The organism is uncultured Campylobacter sp., assembly GCF_963517995.1.
GTDB lineage: Bacteria > Campylobacterota > Campylobacteria > Campylobacterales > Campylobacteraceae > Campylobacter_A.
Genome location: NZ_CAUQHQ010000017.1, coordinates 1 through 25,738 on the forward strand (window position 1 = coordinate 1; position 25,738 = coordinate 25,738).

A 25,738-nucleotide genomic window follows, 5' to 3' on the forward strand; every position below is an offset into this window, starting at 1 on the left:
AGATACAACTTGTTAAATTTAAAACGATCCTTGTCGTCCCCGGCTCTTGCCGCGGCGATACCGTAGCCTAGAGCCGCCAGCAGGCTCTCGTCTTCGTAGTCCATCTCGTCCGTCCCCGCGCGAGGAGGGCGAAATTTAGCTACGAAGTATTTTTTTGAGAGATAGTAGTCTACGTCTATGTTTCTATCGTCTATCTCGATCTTTTCCAAGACCGTTATAGCCCTATGTATCTTCGCCGCGGTTTGACGCATTAGCGATCTAAACTCGTCGTCTCCGCATGTTTTTACACCGCGGCGAGTATTGATTTCGTATAGGTTTTTAAACTCTGAAAAAGTCATCTTTGCTCCTCAGCCAAGCGAAGGCCGCCGGCCCCCGCTTAAACTTTCAGGTTTTTAAGCCAAGCAAACGCGACAGGCGTACATACGCGAAGCGTAAATTCGCTCAGCACTTCCTTTTCGACCGCGTCGTTACTGGTCGGCAGCTCATTGACTTCCATAGGGCGCCAATTCACCTTGAATATATCATCGCTTCTAAAGGCAATGATTTCGTTTTGTTCAAGGAACGGATTTAGCAGTACCTTTACGTGGCCGTATGTGTTTCTTACCGCTAGCACTTCGCTCTCTAGATACTTTTCGGTCATATTCGCCTGCTTGATCTTGTCTAAGATGTCTAGCAACCTATCGTTTTGCTTGTCGTTCACCATCATGAACTCATACGGTCTGCCTTTGCTCCAGCCGATTTTAAACAGATTTCTTATCATCTGCATCGTTAGATCGGTATTCGTCGCATCGATCGTATTGATGGTGGTAGAAAAGCTCTTTAACCCGCCGCATTTGCCTATTACCGGAGAACCGCCGCCGTTAACCCTCTGAACCGCCGTTTGGCCGGAGAGTAAGACCTTTTCGATAGACTTTTTATGCTCTACCGAACTAAATTCGCCCTGCTTTGACAGACTGTCCTTGCCTTGCGTATCGGTCGTAGGTTTTTGCGAGCCGGAAACCCCGTAGGTGTTTTTAACTATCTGGAAGTGATTTATGAGCTCGCCGCCCGTATAATACTTCGCAGGCGCTTTCGGTCCGCCCTCTGCGTGGGCGTTATTTAAATCGCCGTCCGGCAACTCGTCGTAGCTCCACTTGTGCCCCATGGCGGCCCTTGATGACCTGTCTATTGGGGCGCCAAGCGATATCGCGCTATAAAAAGGAGTCGTCTCCCACCCTATTTGCTTTATTGATTTTTCTAAAAGAGCGCCTGAGCTTCCAAACGCCTCTTCCGTCGTCATTAATCCAGTTTTAACCGGCATTTTTTACTCCTTAAAAGAATCTTGAATAAAAGGCCTGCTTCTCGCTATCGCTAGCCTCGCCTTTGTTGATCTTGCCGATGAGCTCCTTTACGCTCACGCCGCCGCCCGTTCCTCGCGCTATGTCGAATTCATCCTCCGTCTGCTCCTGCGCCTTGCCGTGGAAAAATTTTAGATAGACGTTTTCAAGCCCGACCGGCGTTAGCAGCGCGTCGCCCGCGCCGGGATTTTTCTCGTCGATTTCCAAAATCTTATCCGTGATTTTTTGCATATCAAAATCGGGATAACTCTTCCTAAAATCCGTCTCCATCTGCGAAAGTTGCGCGGCTTGGCGCATTCTTTGAAAGTCCGCATACTCTTCTTTATTGAGTTTTACGGAGTCGTCCGTGCTCGCCTCGGTTCGCGACTGGGCCTGGGCGGACGTTTTAGTTTCCGCCTGTGTCTGTGGTTTATCTGCGGTTTTTACGGCTGCCTGGGCTTCTTGCGTTTGCGTCTCCTCTGCGGCCGCTAACCCCTCCAAATCCTGATCATATACATCCGGCATTATTCATTACCTCCTAAATTTAAACCTTGTTGCGACTCATTTGCCTTAGGCGCGTTATCGGCCTTGCTCTTGTCTGTTTTTTTGGCCGCCTCTTTTAGCTTTTTATTCTCGACTTCTAGCTTTTGAATTTCCTGCGTCAAAGTTAAATTTTCGCCGGCCACAGCGCTTATTCGCTCCTGCAAGCTCACACACTCCTCCTTGAAGCGCTCGGCCTCGCCTTTGGCCTCTAAAATTTCAGCCTTCAAGCGTTCGATCTCGTTTTTGGCTTTAGCTAGCTCGGGAGCGAGATTTTTTGCGCCAGACGCGGCTTGCTTCATCTCTGCCTCGGCCGCTTCGTTTTGCGGCATAGCTTCCCACTCCTGCTCGCTTATGATATTCACGGAGGCAAAGCCATCCTCGCCCTTAGCCCTAACCACGACATCGCCGATGCTTCCGCCGCTGATTTGCCCTTTGTTATCGCCCTTTTCGTAAACGCTAAGCCCGTTGCTAGCCAAAGCGACGATAGTGCCCAAAACCTCGTATTTGTCCCTATACGCCATGTCTTCTCCTTTAAAATTTTTATTATTTTATTTATCGCCGTCCTAAAAAACATACAAAAACTCCTCGCGCGAATATATTTCGCACTCAGGGCAAGGCCTGCCCTAAATCCCGCCGTTTGCCAAAGCTGCCATCTCTATCTCCTCTTCGCTCGGTTCTCTTTGCGCCTGCTCTTCTTGCTCCGCTTGCGCTTGTTCTATTTGCGCCTGCCCCATGGCCTGAGCTTGCGCCGCCTCTTGCATCGCCGACATCTGTGCCATAGCCTCATCCACCTGCTCTATCGGAGCGTTTTCGCCCAGGATTAGGGTTAGCACCTCTTTGATTATTTCGCCCGTTATTTGCGGTGAGCTTATTTGATTTTGCGCTAGCACGCCCAGTAACCCGTTTAGTTGATTGATCTTTACTTCGTTTGCTATCGTCGTGCCGAAATTTACCGAAACGTCAAAGTCTAGGCGGTTTGCTTTTCTTTGCGCAAGCGTGCCGATCACGTCTATCACGCTCTCGTCTTCGGTTATTTTTATGAATTCGTCGTCGCTTACGAAGCGATACAGTAGCTCTACGAAGTGCTGCGCGTAGCTTGAGAGCATAGTTTCTAGCAAGGTTTGCATCATACTTTCTATTCTCATCGAGCTCGCGGCGTTTACCGTTTGTAGCGCGCCCATAGCGCGGCGATCGCTCGGGCTAGTTTGCCCGGTCATTACGCTATTTACGCCCGTAGCTATCTCGTACTCTTTGCCGAGCATATTTATCTCTTCGCTTAGCTGATACGTAGGCGGCGTCGGAAACGGCATTATCACGTCGCTCACCCTAGCGCCTATGTCCGTTTCTACCCTGATGACCTTTTTTCTTGCCATCACGTCGCTTACCGCCACCGCGCCCCTAGCTTTATCCACTACGAACGACGGATCTATTTGATTTTCGGTGATGTCGATTTTTTGATTGCGCTTGATGTTGTATTCTTCTTGGATTTCTTTGACGATTTCCGGCACGCACGAGCCGTATACGGCGTTTTCGTTTTCGCGCATGCTCTCCTCGATGCTTGGCATCGCGTCTATACAGTAGCCGAAGTGAAACGGCAAAGTCGAAAATTTGGTTTCTCTTACCAAAAAATCATTAGCAAAACTCTTTAGCTCCCACATCTGGCGGCCGTTTACGTAGATTTTTTTGTAGATATCCTTCATCTGCACCCTCTGGCTCCACTCTACCTTTGAGCCCAGGATAAGATCTTTGTCTTTACATTTGTAAAATTTCGTTTTGATTTTTTCTTCGACCTGGCGCACGGATTGACGCCATTTGTAGCAGACGTATTCTATGTCGTTGATGTCGCTTGCATATTTATCAAAGGCTAGATCGGTGATAGGGATGAAGCGCGTAGCGATATCGCCTTGCTCTTTGTCGTAGAAAAGATTTACTATGCCTAGCGGCAAGTATAGCGCGCTAAGGACCGCTTTGCTGAGCCCAACGCGGTGCTCTTTTTTCTTCCAGCGGTTTTTGAGTACCGCTGTGAGCGCGTTTTGCAGGACGAGATCATCATCGCTTCTGCGTCCGACGCGAGTGATTTCGATCGGGCAGCGATCGCTCATGAAGCTTGTTTTAAATATCGCATGTATGATAAAAACGGTGGTTTTGATTAGAGGGACATATAGTTTAGAACGGGTACGCTCGGAGTTTTTGAGCTTGCTCGTTCGCTTGTCGTCTTTGTATGTGGCTAGAAACGCCGCTTCGCATTTTAGAAATCTTTCTTTATGGTTTTCAAGATCTTTAAATGCTTTTTCGATTAAATTTAAGTCGTTATCCATCTAAACTCTCCGCTTTTTTTGCGGATAGTTTAGATTATGAGTTTCCTAAAAAACGTATAAAATTGTTAATTTTTTGCGATATTAAGAATATTACTTATCTTGTCATGAAGTTTTTTTAGTAACTCAAGAGGCAGCACATCGACAATTCCTTCCAAAAAAGTCAAAGTTGGTATATTGCCTCCAGATGAGCCTATTTTATCGCTAGGATTTATTTTTATAGCATCAAAAGTCATATCTAGTAGTTTTTGCTTTCTTTCTTCATCTTCTTCTCCACCTTGCCTATACACTTCTTTTCTCCAGCCTATATATGCTGTACTTAGAGACTCTTTATACCTATATTCGGTTGCTATTCTTTTGTATTCAGATATTTGCTTTGTAGAATAATAAATGAAAAATCCGCTAAAAACCCAAAGCGGTAATACTCTTAAAAAGCTATTAAAATTAAAATCCTTATTTAATGTCATTGCAAAATAACAAAAGCATATTGCAATAAATACTACATTGGAAATTGTAAAAATTTTATTCCATGTTTTTAAGTGTTTTTCGGTATCTTCTCTCTGTTCCCTAAAAGATTTTCCTAATTCTGCCGCCGCTATTCCAGGCAATATCTTTTTTACATCCTCAAATACTTTATTGCATTCTTCTTGTAAATTTTTACCCATATTGCGAACGCCCTCAGCCAATTCTTCAGCCTTGAACTTATTGTTCTCCATATCCTTTATGGTTTCATGCAGTTTTTCAATGCAATCCTTGCCACCATTGGTTCCATATAAAATATTATGGTATTCTTCAATTTTTTGTATTATTTGTATTATTTGAGTATCCATCAAATTATTTAAAATCAATTGTAGTGCATTGTGTTTATCTTCACTTTGCAACAACTCATAAAACAGCATAAACTCAGGCGATCTAATAACGTAATTAACTTTATCCTGCAAGGATACCCCATTTACTTCTTCGTTGATTACTCTGTAGTCGTCCAATACTTCTTTTAGGGTATTCACGTCTTCTATATTTGTAACATTTAAAACGGACTCTAGCGCTTTTGCTTTATTTTCATCTTTTAGTATCTCTGAAATTCGATCTAAAATCTTTTTTTCTTCTTCCATTTTTTCTCCTTTGAAATTTTATTTTTATATAGTTTTCTCCAAGATTTCAGGTCTTACGGGATTTTTATCCGCCCACAGTTCACGCCCTAGGCTATGCCAACCGTCACACGCCGCCGTTTATTAACGCTTCCATTTCTGCATCATCCTCGCTCGGTTCGTTTTGCTCTTTCGCCGCCTGAGTTTGCTGCACCCCATGTATCGCCTTTAACTCTTTTTTTACGCCTCTAAAACCTAATTTTTCAGCTTCTTCTATGGTTTTTACATAAAATTCGCCCCTATTTACATTTATTTTTATGTAATCATACATTCCCACGCCGGGCAAATGATATATTTTTTCTCCGTTATCATCGTTGATGTTGCATTTTATTTTTGAGTATTCGTTATCGTATGGTAGCACGACGTGCTCTATCTGCGTCTTTGCCAACCTTGCGCGCGCTTGTTCGTCGAGATTGTCGTAGGCAGAATAAAGCCGAGCTACGACCTTTTTATTCGGATTATCGGCCGCGCGTTCGGACAAATTATCATTTAGTTGCCTTATCGTATTGCTGTGTATTTGACTATCTTCCTTATACCATTTGCATTGTATTATTATGAGCTCTTGCCTTTTTGTTGCGATTATATCTATACCGTCGTCTTTTTTGCCCATCTTTATACCGTTATACTCTACTTTGTATCCGTTTGTCTCGTATAAATATCCTATGTATCTTTCGTATCTCTTACCTATCTCTTCAGGAGTTAAATTTGCAAGCTTATTCTCATAATCAGATAAAATATCTTGCTCAGTCTTGATTGTTTTTTGCAACCCTTCTTGTCTAGTTTTTGATGTATTTGCATAGTCTGCCGCATATTTAAAAGATGATTGTGTAACTGATATCACAGCATTGCAACTTTCCATACTTGCAACACTTATATTTTGTTTTTTAGTATGATAAAGATTGTCTTTACAAAATCTTTTGAAATTTCTATTACATATATGGCAAGTTTCTGGGAAAAGCAAATAGCCTCTTTTCCAATGACCACATCCCATACTATAATATTTATATAATACACATTTCATTTCATAAAAAGATTTTAAAAAACCTAGCTTACTTTTTAAAAATTCTACATCATCTCTCTTGATATCTTTAGCCCTATGGTATTTTTCTTCCAACTCCAAATACTTATCCGCATTAAAATAAATATCTCTGAATGTGAAAATTTCCTTGTGTGTAAGTGGATATTTGTTTTCTATCCGCATCCAATCAATTAATTTTTCATATTTTTTGATATTATTTCTTAGTTTTATGTCTTCATCAAAAAAGCCAAGTATCCAGTCCAGCACGGCAACAACCTTTTAAATTTTCGAAAGCTCTCTAAAAGCTTCCAGCTTTTTTAAAACGTTTTGTTTAAACTCTTTATTTGCATAAGCTAGCAGATAGGCTATTTTTATATCGTCCCCCACTAGCTCGCGCGTTCCGCCTTCTACTTTTATACGGCCGTACTCGCTTAGCCCGGTAGCCTCGCCCGGATCCAGCAAGATACCGTGCATAATCCGCTCTATTGCATGCGCCGCAACGGCTATTTTTTGTGGTATTCCGCTAGTCGGGATTTTTTTGAAGTCTTCTCTTGTTAATTGAAAAATTTTTATAAACTCGTCATTTGTTTTTATAAACAAGCGTTTTTTTAAATCTTCCAAATCTCTATATACCCTATTCGGATCATTGTCTTTTATGGCGTTTATGAGTTCGATATCTTCGTCTTTTACCAAGCTTTGCCCTATGTGGTAGTTTCCCACGCTGACGTTATTGCCGTTTATAAAATGCCCATTTGATACGTTTACTCCGTTAAATTGCATCTCTATTATCCTGCGCCACTTCTGCGGTATCTCTTTTCTGCTTATCCACCTATCTATTGACGCTTTTGAAGTATTTAAAACTACCGCCAACTCTTCGTCCGTCTTTAGCCTCAAACGAAATTTTAAGTCGTTCAACTCATCCCTGACAGTCATTTTTATCTCCTTTAAGAAAAAAATGTTATAATTTCTCTTGACATTTTTATAACATTTGTTATATCATTGCAACACTTTAAATCAAAACTTTTGATTTAAAGGCTTTAAAAAATAAGCCTTAAGTTAAAAGTTTTGATTTTTTACCATAGATTATAGCTTTTTAAAGCTAAAAAAGGACTATTTATGAAACCAAAGCCGAGCGATTATATAGCTCTAAGCGAGGTCGGCGACAGGCTAGAGGGCATTAGGCTGATTTTTGGGCTGGACATGGTCGCGATGTGCGAGATGCTATGCACTACGAAATATTTTTTCAACGAAGTTAAACGCGGCCGTAAGCTCATCCCCTACGAGTGGGTGATAAAGCTTGCCGAAAAGTACGACCTTAATCAAAACTGGATATATCAAGGACAAGGCGAAATTTTTAATAAAAGGAAAAATGATGTGTGAATTTGAAAAACAAGAGGCCGTCAGAAGATTTTTAAATGTAGAGACAGACAAATGCGATATTGAGTCTAGTCTATTGGAAGCTAGAAAAATAAATGCATTAGAACGAAAACTAGAGCTTCATTCTATCTACTCGGAAATTGCAAATAAAAACATTATAGATGTCAAAACTACTCTTGAGAAAATGCTACGTTATGATAAGGCGCCCAGAACAGCCGCTATTATAAATAATCTTATTGCTTTTATAGACAAGCTAGATGGCGAAATTCCAGAAGACGTCGTAGCCAGGATAGATGGTGCAGGCTTTAGCATGTACGATGAGAAAAGCAAGCGAAACGTGGAAGACAAAGCTCAAGAAAAAGGAGAGTCAGGCGTTAGGTCTGCGTCACTATTTCTTTACGAATCTATAAAAGAGTTAAACAACTTTTCCCCTATTGCCAGAGAGGCTATTATATGTGCCTTACATGGGTATTTTATTACTGCGCCAGATAATGAAAGGTGCCGAGATTTAGGTCTTTTTCATCATAAATAACCATCTTCGTCCGGAGAGGTTCAGATTCGGACGAGGCTCTTTAAAAAGATCTTATATTTCGTTCATTGTTTTAGCTCCTTTGGGTTGGGTTTTGTTTTGCAGCTTGATTACACCCAAAGGGGCTTAAAGAGTGAATTTGATTAAAAGGATATTCGATGACCGAGCAATTCGCATTCGGAGTTATCGCTATCGTCGTCTGCGCTTTCGTCGGAGGCGCTATACTGACGCTGGGAACGCTAGCCCTAATTTTACGCAAAAAAGGCTAAGCCATGACTGCAACGAGGGATTACGTGCGCATAGATCACGCTTCTATTTTGCAAACTTGCAAGAAAAATCTGCAAAATTTGAGCTACCTAGACCGCAAAAACGACCGTCACGATCGCTTTTTGATTTACGAGCATGCCCTCTTCGTCAAGCAAAACTACCTTTGTCCGCATTTTGACGAGGTGGCGGATTGGTACTACAAGGCCCTTGAATGCGCCGCTAGCGAAAGCGCGCTTGCGGACTACGTAGCCAAACATACGGGCAAAAACAAGGCAGCGATATATTTTTATTTTCGTCGCTTTCGCTTCAAAAACCCAGGCTTCGCACACGAAGTCGTGGAAATTTTAAAGAAATTTATAAAAGAAAACAACCTTTTTGCGGAGCTTGACGATGAGTTATGAGATATTTTTAAATTTTACGCCGTCGCCGCAAGCGACGGTGTGCTTTAGTGCGGGTGCAGGGCGCCAAGCCTTGCCCGCAAGGACGGGCTTAGCTCGTCCGCGGAGTAAAAAATGAGCGGCGATAGCATTTTCCAAACGATTAAACGAACCGTATCTAAACATGATTTTAAAGATTTTATTCAGAGTGTTTATAGCATCGAGTTTAAAGGCGGTAACGCCTTTTGCCCATTTCACGATCACAACAACGCCACGCCTAGCCTAGGCATAAACTCCGACGCTAGCGGTGCGTATTTCAAGTGCTTTGCTTGCAATACTAGCGGCGATATCGTTAAATTCGTCGAGCTAAAAGAGCAAATTTCGCCGCTTCAAGCGGCCAAAAGAGTTTGCGATCACTTCGGCATCCCAAATACAATCAACGCAAAAGAGATGACCGAAGAGGAAAAGAAGGCCTACGAGGCGCACCAAGCCGTGCTAAAAGCCGAAAATGAAGCTCGCATGAAAAAAGAAGCCGCCGAGCGCGCAAACAAGGAAGCCAAGCTTAAATTTAGGTTATCTAAAATCGCCCCGCAGCTAGTGGGGAATAAGCTAAAAAATTACGATCTTATCAAGGATCAAATTTCGGCTCTATTCCCGACGCCTAGCGACGTCTTTGACGCATATAGCCGCGAACTTATCGGCTATAGCTTCGAGCATAAAAGCCTGGCTATCATCATCAGAGACGCAGACGGCGCGCCGGTAAATATCAAATATAGAGAGAAATTCGCTTACGATGCGTATAAGGGAGAGCTAACTAGCGAGCGAATACCGGGCAAATGGATCGGCGAGAGCGGCGCGCACGCTAGTCCGTTTCCGCTAAATTTTTACGCCGACTATAAAGGCGATAAGGTAGTTATTTGCGAGGGCGAAAAAGATGCGCTCAATCTGATGTGCTTTGACGTATGCGCCTTGACTTTAGGCGGCGTAACGGCCAGCTGGGAAGAGTACAAAGAGCTTTTGCGAGATAGGCACGTTTTCATCTGGTTCGATCACGACGAGGCGGGCTACGAAAACGCTATCAAGAAATTTTATGAGATAAAAGACGTCGCCAAAAGTATCCGCATCGTGCTATTTTATATGATAGGCAAAAACTTTTCAAAAGGCTACGACATCAGCGATTATCTTTACGACTTCGCCTTTAAATTTCAAGGCGTTAGTCCTCTCGAGACGGTCGCTTTTAGTTGCTTTGAGCCGACGAATGTCGTTATAGACGAGATTTGCGAATACTTCCCGAACCTTTCGGCAAAGTTAGATAAATTTAAACAAAATTTGCCTATCAAAGAATTTCGCCAAATCAAAGCCGAGATAATGGCGCAAGATATCGAAGGCAACTTTATAAATATTTTCCCCGTCAAAGGCGAGCTAGACGACAAATACGTCGACGAAGTGTTAAAAAACGCAAAAGAGCTAGAAAGAAAATCAGGCGAGAGATACGAGGCGTTTAAAAAAGCATATATCCAAAATTTTCTTTTAACCGAACAAGAGGAACAAAATTTCGAGCGTTTTTCAAAGGCTTTTAGCGAAGCCCTCCGCATTAACAAAACTATGCGCACAAACTATCATCAAACGCACATAACGGATATGGTCGCTAGTCTAAATCAGACATTTTTAAAGCTAGGCTACCGCCTGGGCGAATACAAAAAAAATTTGCACGTTTGGGCGAGTAATCACTTTATGCAAATCGACGCCAACGCGCTGGCTAAATTTATCCATACGCACTGGATGGCCGCGGCATACGTAGATAAGAAAAAGCAGAGCCGCGAGAACGTAAATAAAATCGTAGAGGATTTAACGAGTCTATCGCTAAATTTAGACGAGATAAAAGCTCACGAGTCGCGCCGTGTTATAAATTTGCTAAACGGTACGATCTTTATCAGTAAAAACGGCGTCATCGTCTTTAAGGAAAAACACGACTACAAAGACGCAGCGACGAATATCTTAAAATTTAACTACGATACGTCGGCCAAGTGCCCGAAATGGACTAAATTTTTGCGCGACGTCACGAGCGACGAGGATGACATAAAAACGCTTATGGAGTTTATCGGCTACTGCTTTATGCCTAGCCACGAGTTTGAAAGTTTTTTGTTTTTATACGGTAAAAGCGGCGCAAACGGCAAGAGCGTAATCCTAGACACCATCAGAAACTTTTTCGGAGAGGATAACGTCTCGTCTCTTCAGCTTCAGCAGTTTGAGGGGCACCAACTTTGCGCGCTTACCAATAAGCTCTTAAATATCGGCTCCGAGATCGACAAAAACGGCACCGATAAAGGCCAACTAGCAAATCTAAAAGCTATCGTTAGCACCAAAGACGCGATAACCATAAACCCGAAAAACGAAGAGCCTTATTCGCTACTTCCTAGCGAAAAACCTAAACTTGCGTTTGCCGGCAACGAAAAACCAAAAAGCGGCATCGATAACGGCGTATTTAGGCGTATGCTGCTTATCGTATTTGACAAAGAAGTAAAAGATAATCAAAAAATACGCGGCCTTAGCGATCGTTTCAGCGACGAGCTGGCCGGTATTTTTAATATGGCGCTCGAGGGGTTAAAGCGCCTCATTAAGCAAAACAAATTTACGCGCTCTAAACGCATGCAAACCGAGCTAGAGGATTATAGAGATAGCGTAAATCCGCTTCGCACTTTCGTCAAAGACGCGATCGTTGCGGACGCGGATTATTTTGTGCCGTCGGTACCGCTTTATAAAATTTATCTAGCATACATGAACGACAAAGGCGGCAAACCTATAGCGCAAAAAAACTTCGCGCAGGCTTTGCGCGACGAGCTTACGCTTGCGGGAATTAGCTGCTCTTACGGCCAAAAGCGAATGCCCGTAAATTACGCCGGCGTCGGCGAGAGGCCTAGATGCTTTTTCGGTTTTAGGGTTAGCAGTGACAATCTCGACTTTGACACCATAAGGATCGAAAACGGCGGCGAGATCACAATAAATCAAATGAGCTATTACCAAGCGGGCGGAGCAAAATCCGATGAAAACTAATCTTTCTTTGTGGCTCACGATGATTTTAAATAAAAATATCTACAAAGCGTCCTATTTTAGGGCGTTTGATAGATGTTTTACATCTGGGGCGGCTCACTTCTGGCTCACAATTTTTATTTTTCTTGAGCCAATGAAAAGCCGTATTTTTGGGGCTTGGCAGGCTGTTGGCTCGCAATCTCGCCATTTTTGCCCCTATATCGGTTTGAAATCGTTTTTTGTTTTTCAAAAATTTTTTTTAGAACCTATATATAAAAAAATGGTGAGCCAAAGAGAATTCTTAAGCTATTAAACATCGGTAAAATCGGGTTTAACTGTTGGCTCACATTGTTCAACCTTATGAGCCAAAGAGTTTATAAGATTACGTATTTTAGGGGTTTGGGGCGGCTCACGGTTTTTTGATAATCGTGAGCCATGCGAGACAGCAAAGGGAAAAACATGAAGCAGATGAGCGAAACGCAGCAAAAAGCCTTCGAGATATATCTTGATAGCGCGACGTTTGAGACCGACTATAAACCTATCAGCGAGGAACAGCTAGCCGCCAAGCTAGACGCGCTAGGGCTAAAAGGCTCTTCCAGCTCTATAAATCGCTGGAAAAAGGATTTTAACTGGGCGCAGGCCTTACAAAACAAGGTAACGCTAGCCATGAGCGAAGACAAGCAAACTAGGAATTTGATTCAAAAATCCAGCCTAGAAAGCGCGGTTAAAAACACGAAAGTAGATTTAGACAGAAACAATGTCTTAATTGCGGCAAGCTATCAAATTTTAGAAAAAGAGGCTAGACGTATTATCGAAAAGCAAAACGAGCAAGGCTACGTAAGCAAAGACGACATGGAGATAGTTAAATTTTTTAGCACGCTTTCTACCGCTAGACACGACAAGATGCTAGACCGCCTAGCCCTCATGCCGCCCGAGGCCGTTTCGGCGCAGCAGATTTTGTCCCGCCTAAACGAGATCACGATCGAGGTCGAGGGCGACGTCATCGATGCAGAAGTGCAAAATGAAAAAGCTAGCAATTAAAATTTACGACACGTCGGCCGCGCCGCAAGGATGGGCTTTACTCATCCGCGGAGTCAAAAGGTTTTTGGCGGCCTTGGCGCTAGTTTTAGTTTTCACAATATTTCAAAATTTAGCAAATTTATAAAGGAGAGAGTATGAGCATATTTTTAAAAGTGCTTTTATGGGGTACGGTTGTGTTTTTTGCCTTAAGGATATTTGGGCAATTCAGAAATTCAGAGATTATCAGGCTCGCAGGCATAAAGCTAACCTTTGCAAGGGATTGGGTTTTAATATTGTTGTGCCTTTTTGGAATATATTTTCTTGACTAAAAAAGGAGAAGCAAAAGATGGATTTACCTATTTTAAAGATACGCCCTAGCGGCCAAAAACTCGTTTACGACGTTTTGGTGTTGGATTACGCCGCAAAGAGGGTTAAATTTATGCTGGATCCCAAAAAGGAGATGACCATGGAGCGCGCTATCGAGGACGGCGACGAGATATTCGCGGATACTGCGACACCAAAAGAACGAAATTTATTCGAGGAGTAGGATATGAACATAGGTTATTTTAAACGCAAAAGTTACAAAAATGCCGACGGTGCAGACGTGGGGTATGTCGGCGGGGTTGTAGCGATCCCATTTTTGAGGCCTTTAGAAGTTGTTATGTTAAGCCCAAGCGCCGAAGATAAAAAGAAAAATAAAGACTTTCCAGATTTCCAACTAGCCCTTCAAAAGGCGAAAGGCTACGAGGGGCAAAGACAGATCGTAGGCGCATTATGGCGCAGGCAGAGCAAAGACGGCATGAAAAATTATATAAGCGGCTTTATCGAGACTCCCGCCGTGCCCGGGTATAAAGTCTATATCGCTCTTTTTAATGCCGGAGAAAACGCCAAAGAGGACGTTTTATACGACATAGTTTGGAACGCTCCTAAATGCGAACGGGGTCAGGACGTACCGCCTGCTAGCGGGGATTTAGACGCTAGCAACTATATAGACGAAACGATACCGTTTTAAGGGGTGTGCGATGGAAGTTATTAAAATTTACGTGTGCAGCCCCTATTCGGCATTCGGCGACGACAAGAAAACGGCGCGCGAGGTAGCGATCAAGGCTCTTGCCGAGGCCAACGAGTATTTTAACGGCGACGAGAGGTATGAGCTTTTTAGTCCCGTACTTAACAACGCGCGGTATAGGAATCTAGATTACGACGAGGTTATGAAAATTTGCCTAAAACAGCTTGATTCTTGCGGCGCGATATTCGTACCTAGCGAAAAGACCTGCGATTATCGCATCACCCAAGACTCAAAAGGTATTTTGATGGAGATGAATCACGCTTTGCTAAACGGATATACGATTTACGACCCAGGCGCGCTGTTTGGGGCGATCGAGGTATAGGCCAAACGATGGCAACAGTAGGAATAATGGCGTATTTATGTTAAAAATATCTAAAGCGAACGAGATAACGCAAGATCTAAAGGCTATAATAGACGAACTGGCCGAGCTTGAAAAGCGTATAGATAGCGTAAAACTACAAATTGATTTAGCTCACGGTTCAAGCAGACGACCTTACGAAGCTTGGATAAACGAGCTAAAAGAGATAAAAGAAATTCTAAAAAGGATCAGAAAATGAACGATGAAATAATCGTTTTACGTAAAAGTGAGCTAAGGTCAGTCGTAGCCGAGAGCGTAAAAGCGGCAGTAGAGGATAAATTCGACGCGCTTAAGGGCTTTATGGAAAATTTAGTCCTTAAAAAGGATCTGCCGCGCTGGATAAAAGGCGACAAAGCTGCGGCCGAGCTTTTAGGCATTAGCGCGCAAACTTTAAGACTAAGGCGTAAAAACGGCTATCTTAGGGAGGGTTTGGATTTTGTCAGGAAATCTGATAAAATCGTTCTTTACGATACCGACGCCTTGCTTAATCTTAAAGGAAAGTAAAAATGCAAGTTAAGATTACGACTAGAGGCGAGTTCCTTTACTTAGAATACGAGCAAAACGGCAAACGCGTGCGTAAAAGCTCAGGCCTAAAGGATACTAAAGCAAACGTCGCTTACGTTTATCGCAACGTAATCCCCGAGCTAGAGCGCAAGCTAAACGCGGGCGTGGACACGACCAAGAGCTACAAGCTAAGTTATTTCTTGGATAGAGTTATGGCAAAAACCAGAGCCGAGCGAAAAATAAACACTATACGCGTGTATGAATACGGCATAAGAAGTTTTATACAAGAAGTCGGAGATAAAGACGTAAGCAGCTACGGCGTACGCGACATAGAAGATTTTTTGAGAAATTTAAACGCCAAGACGGCGCGAGCCTACATCGCGCCGATCTCTCTAGCTTTTAGATTAGCCGTAAAATACGACATTATAACAAAAAATCCCTGCTCTTACGCTGATTTCCCGAAGATAAAGAAAAAAGAGCGGCGAGCATTTGATAAGCAAAGCGTAAAATCTCTGATAGACTACGCTACGGGGGAGCTAAAGACTTTTCTTTTTATCGCTTTTTATACGGGCGCCAGGGCTAAAGAAATTTTGGCCCTAACGTGGGACGATATAAAAAGCGACGAGATAATCATAAGCAAAACCCTCGCGCAAAATACCGTAAATAGCCCAAAAAACGGTAAGACTAGGCGCATTATTATACCCGAGGCTTTAAAAGAATATTTAGAGGGGCTGGATAAAAGCGGCGAGCGTATATTAAAAATGGAATACCGCACTATCGCAAAGAAATTTAAAGAGCTACAAACAACTTTAGGGCTGGCTCCACAAAGCCTACATATTACGCGCCATACTTACGCCAGCCTACTTATAGACGCTGGCGTAAAGCCTACGCTAGCCCAAGAGATGCTAGGGCATAGCTCACTCGTTATGACTAGCTTATACACTCATTATCTAAAAAATCAAAACGACAAAACCGAGCTAGAAAAAGCGCTTTTTTAGAGAGGGCAAAAAATCTTTTTGGCACACTTTTTGGCACAAAGAAAATTTTAAGCTAGCAAATGCCCTAAAATGAGGCATTTCAAGACAAAAAAGCGTTAAGGCGATGTTAAGTAATTCAACTAAATTTTATTTTTCTTTAATGCTAGCCGCCGTATAATCGCGTTTTTAAAATTTATAACTCGGATTACGCAAATGTTCACGCAATTATTATCTATTTTTATCATTATCGCTTCGGGCTACGGGGCGAAAAAATTTAAGGTCTTTGAGCAAAAAAACGCCTCCGTTTTCATAAACTACGCGCTTTGCTTCGCGCTCCCGGCGCTGATTTTCGATAAAATTTACCATGTAAACATCGACACCACGCTCATTAACGTCATTGCCACGGGTTTTGCTTGTTCGATGCTGGGTGCTGCGGCGATATTTTTGGCGTGCAGATTTTTAAAATTTAACAAAGCCACGACTGTGAGCGCCGTGCTGCTAGGGATGTTTGGAAATACCGTATTTATGGGTATGCCTATCATCAAGGGCTTTTTCGGCGAAGACGCGATGAACGAAGTTATCTTTTACGATCAGCTAGCCACCTCGATCCCGATTAGCATTTTTGGCCCTTTTATCTTAGCTTTCGGCGCTCCCGCGAAGGTTTCGCTCGTGCAAAACGTTATGAAAGTGATCAAATTTCCCCCGTTTGTCGCGCTTATTTTGGGCTTTTTGCTTCGCGGCTTTCCGCTTCCAAAGGTGCTATTTGACGCGCTTACGCTTTTTGCGCAAAGCGTCGTTCCGGTCGCTCTTTTTGCTATCGGCATCGGGCTAGGCTTTCGCAGTATCAAGAGCTGCTATAAATCAACGGCCGTGGTAATCGCGGGCAAAATGCTGCTAGCGCCTTTTATTTTTATATTAGTCACGATAGTTTTTGGCGTAAATTTCGGTCAAATTTGGATGATAGGTATCCTTCAGTGCGCCATGCCGCCGATGGTGCTAGCAAGCGCGATGATCATGAAAGCAGAACTTGATAGCCAGCTAGCAGTCGCTGCCGTAGCCGTAGGAGTCGCGTTTAGCTTCGTTAGCCTGCCGCTTTTATCTTATGTTTTTAGCCTGATGGCATAAATTCACGCTCGTTTCACGTTTCTTGGCTAAACTTTCATCATAAATTTTCTTAAAGGAGATGCTATGAAAAAGTTAGCTTTAGTTGCGCTTAGCGCGTTGTTCGTTACAGGTTCTATCTTTGCCGCCGAGATGAAAGGCGATATGATGGAGAAAAAAGATACCATGATGGAAAAGAAGGACACCATGATGGAGAAAAAAGACGATATGATGATAAAAAAGGACGAAATGAAGGGCGACATGAAAGAAATGAAAGACGATATGGGTAAAAAGAAAGACGATATGAAAGACATGAAAAAGGATAAGATGTAATGACGCAAATTTTGCTCGTAGAGGACGATGATACGCTAAGCGAACTCATCAACGAGTATCTGAGCGAACAAGGCTACGACGTGACCGTTTGCGCCGATGCTAAAGCAGCTCTAGATACCGCCTACGAGCGAAATTTTGATATCCTCATCCTCGACGTCAAGCTGCCTAAAGGCGACGGTTTCTCCCTTTTGCGCGAACTTAGGCGGCTTGGCAACGACACGCCTGCGATCTTTACCACCTCGCTAAACGCGCTACAAGACCTAGAGATCGGCTACAAAAGCGGCTGCGACGACTACTTAAAAAAGCCGTACGAACTAAAAGAGCTTTTGCTTCGTATTCAAATTTTAATCAAGCGCAAATTTTCTCACGTAAATGACGAATTTATCACACTTAGCGGCGGATATAAATTTTATCCAAGCTCCAAAACTCTCAGGCAAAACGGGCAAATCGTAAATCTCTCAAACAAAGAAAGCGAACTTTTGGCGCTATTTTTGGAAAATAAAAACGCGCTGCTGAGCAAAGAGACGATATTTGAGAAAATTTGGAACTACGGCGAGGAGCCAAGCGAGCTGAGCCTGCGGGTTTACGTCAAAAACTTACGCCGCATTTTAGGCAAGGACGCGATCATAAATAGGCGCGGCGACGGCTATATCTATGTCTGAGCGCTCCGCCGTTATAGCCAAAATCCTCTCGCTTTATCTCATCACTAGCACCCTATTTTTGGGGTATTTTTTTACAAACGACTATAAAATGAAAAAAGAAGCCCTCGTCTCAAACGAGGTAAAAAACCTAAAAGAGATAAAGATGGGTATCTATATGAAAGCGCGCATGGACGGGCTTGGCGCAGTAAAAAGCTTTACCGCCGAAAAAGACGTCAAAGCCTGCATCGTGGCTAAAAGCGGTCAAATTTTATACGGCGAGGCGGGCTGTGCTAAATTTGACGACGCCCAGAGTAGCGCGGTCATATCAGACGGCAAGGTGACGATATTTGAGGCTTTGCAAAATATGGACGAAGGCGGCGTGGATGAGCTAGCGACGGCAAAAATCGCGCTAAGCGGTAAGGACGTCACAAGCGAGCTAAATTTGCTACGGCTGCGTACGGCGCTAAATTTGCTTATCGTTTTAGGCGTCATCATGATAATCGCCTTTTATCTAGCAAAGACCGCGCTAGCGCCGCTACACGCCAAGATCGCCGCGCTAAATCGCTTTATAAAAGACTCTACTCACGAGATAAACGCGCCCCTTAGCGTCATACTTATGAGCATCGAAACGGCAGATAAAAGTAGCCTAAGCCAGAGAAATCTAAAGCGCCTAAACAACATCCAAACCGCCGCCAAAACGCTAAGCCGTACCTATGAGGACCTCACGTATTTATCCTTTGGCGCCTCAAGCTCCGCACTAAAAGAGGAGCTAAATTTTAGAGAGATTTTAAACGAGCGACTCGAATTTTTTGCTCCGTTTTTTGCTAAACGAGGGCTTGATTTAAGACTAAATTTAAAAGACGCTCTCATAAATGCAAATGGCTATGAGCTAAAACGTGCGGTGGATAACCTACTAAGCAACGCCGTAAAATACGCAAACCAAGGCGGCTACGTCGCGGTTAGTTTGCAAGACGGCGAGCTAAAAATCTCAAATAGCGGCGAGGGGTTAAGCAAAGAGCAGCAAGATAAAATTTTCGAGCGATACACGCGGTTTAACGAAGACCAAGGCGGCTTTGGCATAGGGTTAAATTTAGTAAAAAGAGCCTGCGAAAACAACGCTATATCCGTAACCTGCGAGAGCGAATCCGGCAAAGAAACGACGTTTAGGCTGCGGTGGCAAGTATAAATTCGACATCAAATTCGGCAGTTTGGGCTTTGAGCCAAATTTGAGATTTTAAATTTAGCATTACGCTATATGACCAAAATTTAATCCGACTCCTTTTTGAAGCAACAAAAACGACTTTACGAATTTTTTACGATTTTTGGCTCTTAAACAAATTTCAGTCGTAAAATTTGCGCCGTGCGGTTAAAATCGCATGATGCATCCCGAGAATAAAAAGCGATTTTCATAGATTCTTAGCTCAAACCGTCCTTAAAACCTCGGGCCGTTTAGTTAAAATATTCCGTAAAGTTTCTCGCGATTAAATTAAGGGTTAAACCCCATCTTTAAAATTTCAAGACTTTGCGAGTTTAATAAAATTCGATTAAAATCTTAGTCAAATCCAAATTTGCAAGGCGAGTAAAGATTTCGCGCAGGCGTATGCTTGCGGTTTAAATTTACTCGCTATTTACTAGCGAAAGATTTCTGCAGCCGACCTCATCGCCCAGCTCGCATCCTATCTCGTAAAATTTCCTCGCCACGTCCCTGCTCGCCGTCTCTACGCCCAAAGAAAACTGATGCATGCTGCCTAGATTCGTGCAGCTTTTAGCGTGTTTTAGCTGCACGCAGGATTTTTCGTAGAGTTTTATCGCGCGCACGAAGTCGTTTTTACGCGCGCCAAGCCCCAGGCGGTAAACGTTTGCGGCATTAAAACAGCCGTATTTATTACCTGCTTGGCAGGCCTTTAAAAAAAGAGGTAAAATTTGATCGCTAGCAGGATCGATTTTTTGATAAAGAGAACCTAAATTCGAACACGCTACGCCCTCGCCGCTCTCGCAGGCCTTTTGATAGCAGAGCTTCGCACGCTCGTAGTCTTTGGCATTTTCAAATTTCACGCCCGTATCGTTGCACTCTTTTGGGCTTTTGCCGTCGCAGATATTTTTTATTTCAGACTGCGTAACGGGCTTTGGCGGTGCGGGGATTGCCTTTTTCGGCGCGGCGCAACCGCTAGCAAACGCCGCAACCAGCGCAAAAACGGCAATGTGCGAGATAGCTTGAAAAAAAGCGCGTTTCAAAATTTAGCCTTAAGAAAATTTTGCCTTAATCTTACCTTACGCTCGCCAAAATAACGCTTAAAATAAACTTTAAAATACTTGGCAGTAACCAAACGGAGCCAAATTTGTAACAAATTTATCGCTCGTTAAAAGGGCGTTTTTAGCGTATTAAGGCGAATTTACCCATAGTTTTATATCTAAATTCGGCGCCTATCGTAACCTGTAAATTTACAAATTTAATACCGACAAAAAGCGCCGAATTTATAGCTTGGATCACTGCGGGCGCAACCCAAGCCGAAAGGCGTGCCAAAACGCCTTAGAAATTATACGTAAAACCTAGATTAAAGGTTCGCGGATCGCCGTAAACCATCTTGTTGTTGCCGATGCCCTCGAAGTATTTTTTGTTAAACACGTTGTCGATATTTAGCTGAATGTCGAAATTTTTGCTTATCTTGTAGCCAAACATCAAATTTGCCAGCGTGTAGGCCTTTTGCGTGATTTCGTTTGCGCCGCTACCGACGTAAATTTTACTTTTATACTGCACTCCCGCGCCCGCTCTAAAGTCCGCTATAGAGTATTTAGCAAATAGATTTGCCGTAGTGCGCGAGCTTTCGGTGTCAAATTTCTTACCGTCTGCATCCTTGGCGTTAAAGTGAGTAAGCCCAAGACCCAGGCTTAAGTTTTGATTTATTTCGCCGTTTATGTCCACCTCAAAGCCCTTGCTCGTTACGCCTTTTTTAGCTTCGTATGCGTCAGTCGTGGTGCCCGGGATTTTTTGTCCGGTTTTTGCGCCTAGCTTATCTTGTACGACCTTAAATACGCCAAAAGAAGCCGAAAGCGCTCCGTCAAAATAATCCCCCTTTATACCTAGCTCATAGTCTTTGCCTTGGATCGGGTCTAAGTATTTGCCGTTGATATCCTTTACGGTTTGAGGTTTAAAGATACTCGTGTAGCTAGCATAAAGAGTGTGATTTTCGCCGATATCGTACGTTATGCCTAGATACGGCGTAATTTCTTGAGTGAAATTTCTATTTCCGTTGCCGCCTGTTATGCGGTACTTATAGTAGCTCATCCTAGCTCCTAGCAAAAACTTTAGCTCGTCCGTGATTGAGAATTTATTAGCCAAATATACGGCCTTTTGCACCGTCTTATCGGCGTTGTTTTGATCGGCGTAAGGGAATCTCGGATCGTCGATATGAAGGTTTTTAAAATCTATCCTAGTGCGTGCCGAGTAGGCTAGACCAGCCGGAGTCGTACGATTTAACCAATAACTACTGACCTTGTCGGAGCTGTTTTGGTAGTTGTTATACATAGCGCCGAAAACCACCTCGTGAGGCAAGCTAAACGCTTCGTAGGGCATATTTACGTAGGCGTCTACGTTGTGGATATTTTCTTCGCGTTTGTTTGCGTAGGCGCTAAGCCCGCCGATGTCGCCCGTGTCGTCTAAATTTACCTTGCCGCCGTAGTAGAGCAAATTAGTATCCGTATTTGCGCGGCGGAATGAATAGGATAGATTTAGGCTGGCTTCGTTTTCAAAATAGTGCCTAAAATCGGCATAAACGTCAAAAGTCTTGATATCCCATCTAGTCCAAGGCTGCGAGAAAATTTCATTTTTACTAAACTCGCGCCTAACGTCGTTTTTGTAAAACGCCGGCATTCCTCCCTAGCGTATGCCATGACGCTTTAGCTCCTGATAAAAAGCGCCTAGGCTAAGCCACGAGCTATCCATGATATCTGCATCAACAACGCCGTAGATAGCGGTGTTTTTACGGTTATGGTAGTCCATATACGAGCGAGACTTCTCATGCATAAACGACGCTCTAGCCCGCACGCTGCCGTCAGCAGTCACCGGAGTCTGCACGTCGCCAGATACCCCGTATCTATCGTACGAGCCCGCGCTTAGTTTGAAATTTCCCGTCAATTCTTTTGAATTTGCTCTTTTACGGATGAAATCTAAACTAGCCGCCGGATTGCCGGCGCCCGCTAGCAGGCCGTTTGCGCCCTTTACGACTTCGACGCGCTCGTAGGGCAACATGCTCATATCGTTTGCGCCTAGGCTAAACCCGCCGAAGCTTGGCATCGAATCAAGCAAATAATAATCTATCTTAAAGCCTCTTGCCGTAGGATATACGCGCTCGTCCCACTTGTTAAGCGTGACGCCCGGGATATTTCGCAAAAGCACCTGATAGTCGTTGATGTTTTGATCCTTTAGCCTAGCTTCGGTGATGACGGTTAGCGACTGAGGCGTTTGGCGCGAGGTGAGGTCTAGCCTCGTGGTGCTTTTTACCAGCTCTTTGGCGTTGTATTTGACGTCGTCGCGCCTTTGTTCGCTAGTTACCTCGACGGCACGAAGCGTCTCTTTACCCGCTGCGTTCTCGCCGTTTTGAGCGGCTAAAATTTGAACGGACGCTAGCAAATTTATCGCCGCAACCGAAAACAAAATTTTATTTTTCATCTTTTTCTCCTTTTAAAATTTGATCTTTTTATCCATAAATAAATGCCCGAAACGCTAAGCGCTAACGGTGCCAAGCCGCATAAAAACCAGAAAAACTTAGTCGCGGCGTTATAGTCGCCGTAGTGAGCTCGCCTAAACGTCGATAAAAATTTATCCGTTTTGCTTGCTAGCTCGATATCTTTTACATCGATTAAATTTGCGCTATTTTTATCGTAAGAAACGGTGCTTGAGTACTGGCTATGAAGGAAACCTTGACTCGGTTTTTGCCCGTAAAGCGTGATATTTGCGCCATCATAAAACGGAAAACTAACGTAGTGCGTCTCAAATCCGGGCATATCCGAGGCCGCTCTTTGCACAAGGGCGTCGATAGAGATATTTTTATCGTAAATTTGCGGACCGATTACGAATTTAGAATTATCAAAAGGCGGCATAAACATAAACCTAAGCTCCCACCAGGCCCCGCTAAGCGCGACCGCAAAGATAACGGGCGTCGAAAAAACGCCGATAAATTTGTGAGAATCGCTCATAAAAACCGCCATTCTCGCAAACCGAAGGCGCAGTAAATTCGCCCAAAAATTTCGGTAAACGATAAAGCCGCTAATCGAAATAAGAAAAGCAAAAATCGCCGTTAGCCCAAGCAAAATTTGACCGCTTTTTTCAAGGAGTAAATTTTCGTGAAGCTCGGTAATAACCCCGATAAATCCGCTATCGTGCGGCACGAGATCGCTTTTTATCTCTCCGCTAAATGCATCAAGATACACGCACGCCCACTCTTTTTCGCCCGCTCCGTGCTTTAACAGCCAAATTTTGTCCGTCTTTTGGGGATCTGCGTCGATATTCCAGCCTACGATCTCGTGATGCGGATACTCTTTTTCTATTTTTTCCCTTAGCTCGTCAAATTTTAATCTACTTTTTTGCTCGTTTTCATCGCTATTTTTTGCGACATATATGACGCCAGGCATTAAGATATTATTTATCTCATCTTTATAAACCAAAACCTATCCCGTAAAGCATGCGATAACTAGCGGAATGCAAAATATCAGTGAAGCGTAAGTGTGAATCTTATACATAATCTTTTTGCTAAATATATTCACGTTTAAAATTTGCCCTTTTAAAATTTGCTTTAAATCAGCGCGGATTCTAGCATTTTAAAAATTAATAATTTCTAAAACTATTATCAAATAAATAAGGAATCTATATTTAGCGTTGAATATTTAAAAACGAGGTTTAGTAGAGGCAGACGAATACAAAACGACAAATTTGCTACGTTAAATTACGGAAATCAATTTAATGTGGTCTCAAAGCAAAATCGGCTTTTTAGTTTAAACAAAACCAGCGCCCAACGGTAGAGCAAACGTCAAGCGCAAATTTGACGCAGGCCCAGCTGAGAGCAAACTCAAATTTGAGCCTTAAATTTCCTCTCTTTTATAAATTTTACTCACGAATTTATCTATCTTATACACCGCGCCAAAGAGCGCAGGCACCACAAGCAGCGTTAGCAGCGTCGAGCTAATAAGCCCTGAAATGATCGAGATCGCCATCGGGGAGTTGCCCTCGTATCCGGCACCTCTGCTAAGCGCAAGCGGCAACATCGCAAATATCATCGCAAAAGTAGTCATCAGTATCGCTCGTAGCCTCTTAACGCCGGCTCGCACGATAGCCTCGTTTAGCGGCGCGCCCTCGTTTGCGTAGCGGTTGGCGAAATCCACGACCAAAATCGCGTTTTTACCAACCATGCCAAAAAGCAATATCGCGCCGACCATAACGAATAGGCTAAAGGAGTTGCCGCTAAGATACAGCCCGACAGCCACTCCGCCAAACGCCAGCGGCATCGAGATCATGATGATGATAGGCAGCACGAAGCTCTCGTAAAGCGCGGCCAGGATCATATAAATGAGCACGACGCTAAGGCTGATCGTAAAGACAAAGGCCGCGTTCGTATCGTTCATCATCTCGATAAAGCCCGTCATCACGTAATCATAGCCCGCGGGCAAAATTTGACCGATATTTTCGTCGATACCCTTTTGCACGGCGCCTAGCGGGACGTTATCCACGTTTGCGACGATCCTGATCTGGCGCTGTTTGTTAAAGCGGTTTATCACGGAAAAGGTCTTATTCGTCTTAAACTCCGCCACCGCGCTTAGGCTTATACTCTCGCCGTGCGCATTTTTGATCTTTAGTTTTTGCAGCGCCTGCGCGTCCTTGCGGTACTCGTCGTCAAACCTCAGTATCATATCGTACTGCGCGTCGCCGTTATCAAAGCTACCAAGCCTATTTTGCCCAAACGACGCGTATATAACCTGCGCGACCGCGCTAGGATCGATGTTTAGGCGTTTAGCTTTGTCTTTATTTACGCTGATTTGCAGCTCGTTTATCTTATCCTCGTTATCGCTACCCACGTCCGTCGTGCCCTCGATCGCGCGCACCATCGCTATGGCTTTTGGCAGGATTTCGTCCAGCTTTTCCAGGCTATCGCCCGTGATCGTTAGCTGTACGGGCTCGCTGTCGCTACCCGTATCGACGTATGGTATCTGCAGGACTTTGACGCTGAGACCTTCAAATTTAAGCTTTTTTCTATACTCGTCCATTATCTGCGTTTGGCGCTCTTTTCGCGACTCAAAGCCCTTTAAGCGGACGTAAATTTTAGCCTTGTACGCGTCCTTTGAGTCCGTGTAGCCCGCGATCATATATGAGTACTCGACGCGCGGATCGCTATCTACGGCGCGCACGACCTCACCGGCTCTAGCGCTCATAGCCTCGACCGAGATTCCGGGACTTGCCTTTAAAAATATCTCAAACTGTCCCTCGTCCTCGACGGGCAAAAAGTCCATACCGACCTTGCCCGCTAGGCTCATACAAAGAGCTAGCACGCCGAAGGTAAGGATAACAAACGCGGTTTTAAACCTCAAAATAAGCTTCAAAAGCCGCTCGTAACCGCTCTCAAGCGCCTCAAATATAGGCTCCGTCACGCGGTAAAATTTACTCTCGCCCTCGCTCAAAAACCTCGCCGCCAGGCTAGGTATCAGCATAATGCAAACCAAAAATGACACCACGATACCGCCGCTCACGCTCATACCAAAGGAGTTAAAATACTGTCCGACAATTCCCTCCATAAAGGCAATCGGCACAAACACGCAAAGCAGCAC

28 protein-coding genes and 1 pseudogene are annotated in these 25,738 nt (G+C 43.7%); 17 read left to right on the forward strand and 12 right to left on the reverse strand.

Annotated elements, in window-relative coordinates:
• The 8 genes from RYL88_RS03205 to RYL88_RS03240 form a co-directional block, all read right to left on the reverse strand.
• Window positions 1-338: hypothetical protein (locus tag RYL88_RS03205; protein WP_314988929.1), on the reverse strand; the 338-nt coding region annotated here is incomplete at its 3' end.
• A 38-nt stretch (window positions 339-376) separates the two neighbouring features.
• Window positions 377-1,300, reverse strand: coding sequence for a DUF5309 family protein (locus RYL88_RS03210; protein ID WP_314988930.1), 924 nt, complete (start codon window positions 1,298-1,300; stop codon window positions 377-379).
• A 10-nt stretch (window positions 1,301-1,310) separates the two neighbouring features.
• Entirely contained in the window at window positions 1,311-1,841 is a 531-nt protein-coding gene (locus tag RYL88_RS03215) for a hypothetical protein (RefSeq protein WP_314988931.1), read from the reverse strand.
• Window positions 1,841-2,380 carry a hypothetical protein gene (locus RYL88_RS03220; protein WP_314988932.1) on the reverse strand — a complete coding sequence of 180 codons (540 nt, stop codon included), beginning with the start codon at window positions 2,378-2,380 and terminating at the stop codon, window positions 1,841-1,843. Before RYL88_RS03220 ends, RYL88_RS03215 begins: the two co-directional genes overlap by 1 nt.
• 102 nt (window positions 2,381-2,482) lie before the next feature.
• Window positions 2,483-4,177: a hypothetical protein gene (locus RYL88_RS03225; protein ID WP_314988933.1), complete on the reverse strand. Its 1,695-nt coding sequence runs from the start codon at window positions 4,175-4,177 to the stop codon at window positions 2,483-2,485.
• A 65-nt stretch (window positions 4,178-4,242) separates the two neighbouring features.
• Window positions 4,243-5,286, reverse strand: a complete 1,044-nt coding sequence (locus RYL88_RS03230; RefSeq protein ID WP_314988934.1) for a hypothetical protein — start codon at window positions 5,284-5,286, stop codon at window positions 4,243-4,245.
• A gap of 103 nt (window positions 5,287-5,389) precedes the next feature.
• On the reverse strand, window positions 5,390-6,607 hold the full coding sequence (locus tag RYL88_RS03235; protein ID WP_314988935.1) for a restriction endonuclease: 1,218 nt from the start codon (window positions 6,605-6,607) through the stop codon (window positions 5,390-5,392).
• Window positions 6,608-6,619: 12 nt separating this feature from the next.
• A complete protein-coding gene (locus RYL88_RS03240; RefSeq protein WP_314988936.1) occupies window positions 6,620-7,273 on the reverse strand; it encodes a hypothetical protein in 654 nt (217 codons plus the stop codon).
• A 183-nt stretch (window positions 7,274-7,456) separates the two neighbouring features.
• On the opposite strand from RYL88_RS03240, the gene RYL88_RS03245 reads away from it, so the two are divergent.
• The 17 genes from RYL88_RS03245 (at window position 7,457) to RYL88_RS03325 (ending at window position 19,109) form a co-directional block, all read left to right on the forward strand.
• Window positions 7,457-7,720, forward strand: a complete 264-nt coding sequence (locus tag RYL88_RS03245; RefSeq protein ID WP_314988937.1) for a helix-turn-helix transcriptional regulator — start codon at window positions 7,457-7,459, stop codon at window positions 7,718-7,720.
• A complete protein-coding gene (locus RYL88_RS03250) occupies window positions 7,713-8,249 on the forward strand; it encodes a hypothetical protein (protein WP_314988938.1) in 537 nt (178 codons plus the stop codon). The genes RYL88_RS03245 and RYL88_RS03250 overlap by 8 nt, the downstream gene beginning before the upstream one ends.
• A gap of 269 nt (window positions 8,250-8,518) precedes the next feature.
• Complete coding sequence (locus RYL88_RS03255; RefSeq protein WP_314988939.1) at window positions 8,519-8,914, forward strand: hypothetical protein; 396 nt, start codon at window positions 8,519-8,521, stop codon at window positions 8,912-8,914.
• Between the two features lie 111 nt (window positions 8,915-9,025).
• Window positions 9,026-11,944, forward strand: coding sequence for a phage/plasmid primase, P4 family (locus tag RYL88_RS03260; RefSeq protein ID WP_314988940.1), 2,919 nt, complete (start codon window positions 9,026-9,028; stop codon window positions 11,942-11,944).
• Window positions 11,934-12,233, forward strand: a complete 300-nt coding sequence (locus RYL88_RS03265; protein WP_314988941.1) for a hypothetical protein — start codon at window positions 11,934-11,936, stop codon at window positions 12,231-12,233. The genes RYL88_RS03260 and RYL88_RS03265 overlap by 11 nt, the downstream gene beginning before the upstream one ends.
• A gap of 146 nt (window positions 12,234-12,379) precedes the next feature.
• Window positions 12,380-12,961, forward strand: coding sequence for a hypothetical protein (locus tag RYL88_RS03270; protein WP_314988942.1), 582 nt, complete (start codon window positions 12,380-12,382; stop codon window positions 12,959-12,961).
• Between the two features lie 134 nt (window positions 12,962-13,095).
• A complete protein-coding gene (locus tag RYL88_RS03275; protein ID WP_314988943.1) occupies window positions 13,096-13,269 on the forward strand; it encodes a hypothetical protein in 174 nt (57 codons plus the stop codon).
• Window positions 13,270-13,286: 17 nt separating this feature from the next.
• On the forward strand, window positions 13,287-13,487 hold the full coding sequence (locus RYL88_RS03280; protein WP_314988944.1) for a hypothetical protein: 201 nt from the start codon (window positions 13,287-13,289) through the stop codon (window positions 13,485-13,487).
• Between the two features lie 3 nt (window positions 13,488-13,490).
• Complete coding sequence (locus RYL88_RS03285) at window positions 13,491-13,952, forward strand: DUF736 family protein (RefSeq protein ID WP_314988945.1); 462 nt, start codon at window positions 13,491-13,493, stop codon at window positions 13,950-13,952.
• Window positions 13,953-13,962: 10 nt separating this feature from the next.
• Entirely contained in the window at window positions 13,963-14,331 is a 369-nt protein-coding gene (locus RYL88_RS03290) for a hypothetical protein (protein WP_314988946.1), read from the forward strand.
• A 37-nt stretch (window positions 14,332-14,368) separates the two neighbouring features.
• A complete protein-coding gene (locus RYL88_RS03295; RefSeq protein WP_314988947.1) occupies window positions 14,369-14,566 on the forward strand; it encodes a hypothetical protein in 198 nt (65 codons plus the stop codon).
• Window positions 14,563-14,871 (forward strand): hypothetical protein, encoded by a 309-nt coding sequence (locus tag RYL88_RS03300; RefSeq protein ID WP_314988948.1) that lies wholly within the window; start codon window positions 14,563-14,565, stop codon window positions 14,869-14,871. Before RYL88_RS03295 ends, RYL88_RS03300 begins: the two co-directional genes overlap by 4 nt.
• 2 nt (window positions 14,872-14,873) lie before the next feature.
• The gene (locus RYL88_RS03305) at window positions 14,874-15,869 is read left to right on the forward strand and encodes a site-specific integrase (protein ID WP_314988949.1); all 996 of its coding nucleotides are present in this window, start codon (window positions 14,874-14,876) and stop codon (window positions 15,867-15,869) included.
• A 192-nt stretch (window positions 15,870-16,061) separates the two neighbouring features.
• Window positions 16,062-16,973, forward strand: a complete 912-nt coding sequence (locus RYL88_RS03310) for an AEC family transporter (RefSeq protein ID WP_314988950.1) — start codon at window positions 16,062-16,064, stop codon at window positions 16,971-16,973.
• Window positions 16,974-17,036: 63 nt separating this feature from the next.
• Window positions 17,037-17,282 (forward strand): hypothetical protein, encoded by a 246-nt coding sequence (locus RYL88_RS03315; RefSeq protein WP_122868222.1) that lies wholly within the window; start codon window positions 17,037-17,039, stop codon window positions 17,280-17,282.
• The gene (locus RYL88_RS03320) at window positions 17,282-17,944 is read left to right on the forward strand and encodes a response regulator transcription factor (RefSeq protein WP_314988951.1); all 663 of its coding nucleotides are present in this window, start codon (window positions 17,282-17,284) and stop codon (window positions 17,942-17,944) included. Before RYL88_RS03315 ends, RYL88_RS03320 begins: the two co-directional genes overlap by 1 nt.
• Window positions 17,937-19,109 (forward strand): HAMP domain-containing sensor histidine kinase, encoded by a 1,173-nt coding sequence (locus RYL88_RS03325; protein WP_314988952.1) that lies wholly within the window; start codon window positions 17,937-17,939, stop codon window positions 19,107-19,109. The genes RYL88_RS03320 and RYL88_RS03325 overlap by 8 nt, the downstream gene beginning before the upstream one ends.
• A 431-nt stretch (window positions 19,110-19,540) precedes the next feature.
• Here the strand turns inward: RYL88_RS03325 and RYL88_RS03330 are convergent, their stop codons facing one another.
• From RYL88_RS03330 to RYL88_RS03345, 4 genes and pseudogenes are all read right to left on the reverse strand, one after another.
• A complete protein-coding gene (locus tag RYL88_RS03330) occupies window positions 19,541-20,158 on the reverse strand; it encodes a tetratricopeptide repeat protein (protein ID WP_314988953.1) in 618 nt (205 codons plus the stop codon).
• A gap of 295 nt (window positions 20,159-20,453) precedes the next feature.
• Window positions 20,454-22,592, reverse strand: a pseudogene (locus tag RYL88_RS03335) (TonB-dependent siderophore receptor).
• Complete coding sequence (locus RYL88_RS03340; RefSeq protein WP_314988954.1) at window positions 22,589-23,587, reverse strand: PepSY-associated TM helix domain-containing protein; 999 nt, start codon at window positions 23,585-23,587, stop codon at window positions 22,589-22,591. The pseudogene RYL88_RS03335 and the gene RYL88_RS03340 overlap by 4 nt, the downstream one beginning before the upstream one ends.
• 414 nt (window positions 23,588-24,001) lie before the next feature.
• A partial coding sequence (locus tag RYL88_RS03345; protein ID WP_314988955.1) for an efflux RND transporter permease subunit occupies window positions 24,002-25,738 on the reverse strand: 1,737 nt, incomplete at its 5' end.

Excerpts from the sequence above, each read along its gene's own strand:
- RYL88_RS03255 (WP_314988939.1), top strand. The coding sequence starts at position 8,519 with ATGACTGCAACGAGGGATTACGTGCGCATAGATCACGCTTCTATTTTG.
- RYL88_RS03300 (WP_314988948.1), top strand. The coding sequence starts at position 14,563 with ATGAACGATGAAATAATCGTTTTACGTAAAAGTGAGCTAAGGTCAGTC.
- RYL88_RS03225 (WP_314988933.1), bottom strand. The coding sequence starts at position 4,177 with ATGGATAACGACTTAAATTTAATCGAAAAAGCATTTAAAGATCTTGAA.
- RYL88_RS03280 (WP_314988944.1), top strand. The coding sequence starts at position 13,287 with ATGGATTTACCTATTTTAAAGATACGCCCTAGCGGCCAAAAACTCGTT.
- RYL88_RS03305 (WP_314988949.1), top strand. The coding sequence starts at position 14,874 with ATGCAAGTTAAGATTACGACTAGAGGCGAGTTCCTTTACTTAGAATAC.
- RYL88_RS03325 (WP_314988952.1), top strand. The coding sequence starts at position 17,937 with ATGTCTGAGCGCTCCGCCGTTATAGCCAAAATCCTCTCGCTTTATCTC.
- RYL88_RS03320 (WP_314988951.1), top strand. The coding sequence starts at position 17,282 with ATGACGCAAATTTTGCTCGTAGAGGACGATGATACGCTAAGCGAACTC.
- RYL88_RS03215 (WP_314988931.1), bottom strand. The coding sequence starts at position 1,841 with ATGCCGGATGTATATGATCAGGATTTGGAGGGGTTAGCGGCCGCAGAG.
- RYL88_RS03230 (WP_314988934.1), bottom strand. The coding sequence starts at position 5,286 with ATGGAAGAAGAAAAAAAGATTTTAGATCGAATTTCAGAGATACTAAAA.
- RYL88_RS03245 (WP_314988937.1), top strand. The coding sequence starts at position 7,457 with ATGAAACCAAAGCCGAGCGATTATATAGCTCTAAGCGAGGTCGGCGAC.
- RYL88_RS03315 (WP_122868222.1), top strand. The coding sequence starts at position 17,037 with ATGAAAAAGTTAGCTTTAGTTGCGCTTAGCGCGTTGTTCGTTACAGGT.
- RYL88_RS03290 (WP_314988946.1), top strand. The coding sequence starts at position 13,963 with ATGGAAGTTATTAAAATTTACGTGTGCAGCCCCTATTCGGCATTCGGC.
- RYL88_RS03240 (WP_314988936.1), bottom strand. The coding sequence starts at position 7,273 with ATGACTGTCAGGGATGAGTTGAACGACTTAAAATTTCGTTTGAGGCTA.
- RYL88_RS03270 (WP_314988942.1), top strand. The coding sequence starts at position 12,380 with ATGAAGCAGATGAGCGAAACGCAGCAAAAAGCCTTCGAGATATATCTT.
- RYL88_RS03260 (WP_314988940.1), top strand. The coding sequence starts at position 9,026 with ATGAGCGGCGATAGCATTTTCCAAACGATTAAACGAACCGTATCTAAA.
- RYL88_RS03275 (WP_314988943.1), top strand. The coding sequence starts at position 13,096 with ATGAGCATATTTTTAAAAGTGCTTTTATGGGGTACGGTTGTGTTTTTT.
- RYL88_RS03210 (WP_314988930.1), bottom strand. The coding sequence starts at position 1,300 with ATGCCGGTTAAAACTGGATTAATGACGACGGAAGAGGCGTTTGGAAGC.
- RYL88_RS03295 (WP_314988947.1), top strand. The coding sequence starts at position 14,369 with ATGTTAAAAATATCTAAAGCGAACGAGATAACGCAAGATCTAAAGGCT.
- RYL88_RS03285 (WP_314988945.1), top strand. The coding sequence starts at position 13,491 with ATGAACATAGGTTATTTTAAACGCAAAAGTTACAAAAATGCCGACGGT.
- RYL88_RS03310 (WP_314988950.1), top strand. The coding sequence starts at position 16,062 with ATGTTCACGCAATTATTATCTATTTTTATCATTATCGCTTCGGGCTAC.
- RYL88_RS03220 (WP_314988932.1), bottom strand. The coding sequence starts at position 2,380 with ATGGCGTATAGGGACAAATACGAGGTTTTGGGCACTATCGTCGCTTTG.
- RYL88_RS03265 (WP_314988941.1), top strand. The coding sequence starts at position 11,934 with ATGAAAACTAATCTTTCTTTGTGGCTCACGATGATTTTAAATAAAAAT.
- RYL88_RS03250 (WP_314988938.1), top strand. The coding sequence starts at position 7,713 with ATGTGTGAATTTGAAAAACAAGAGGCCGTCAGAAGATTTTTAAATGTA.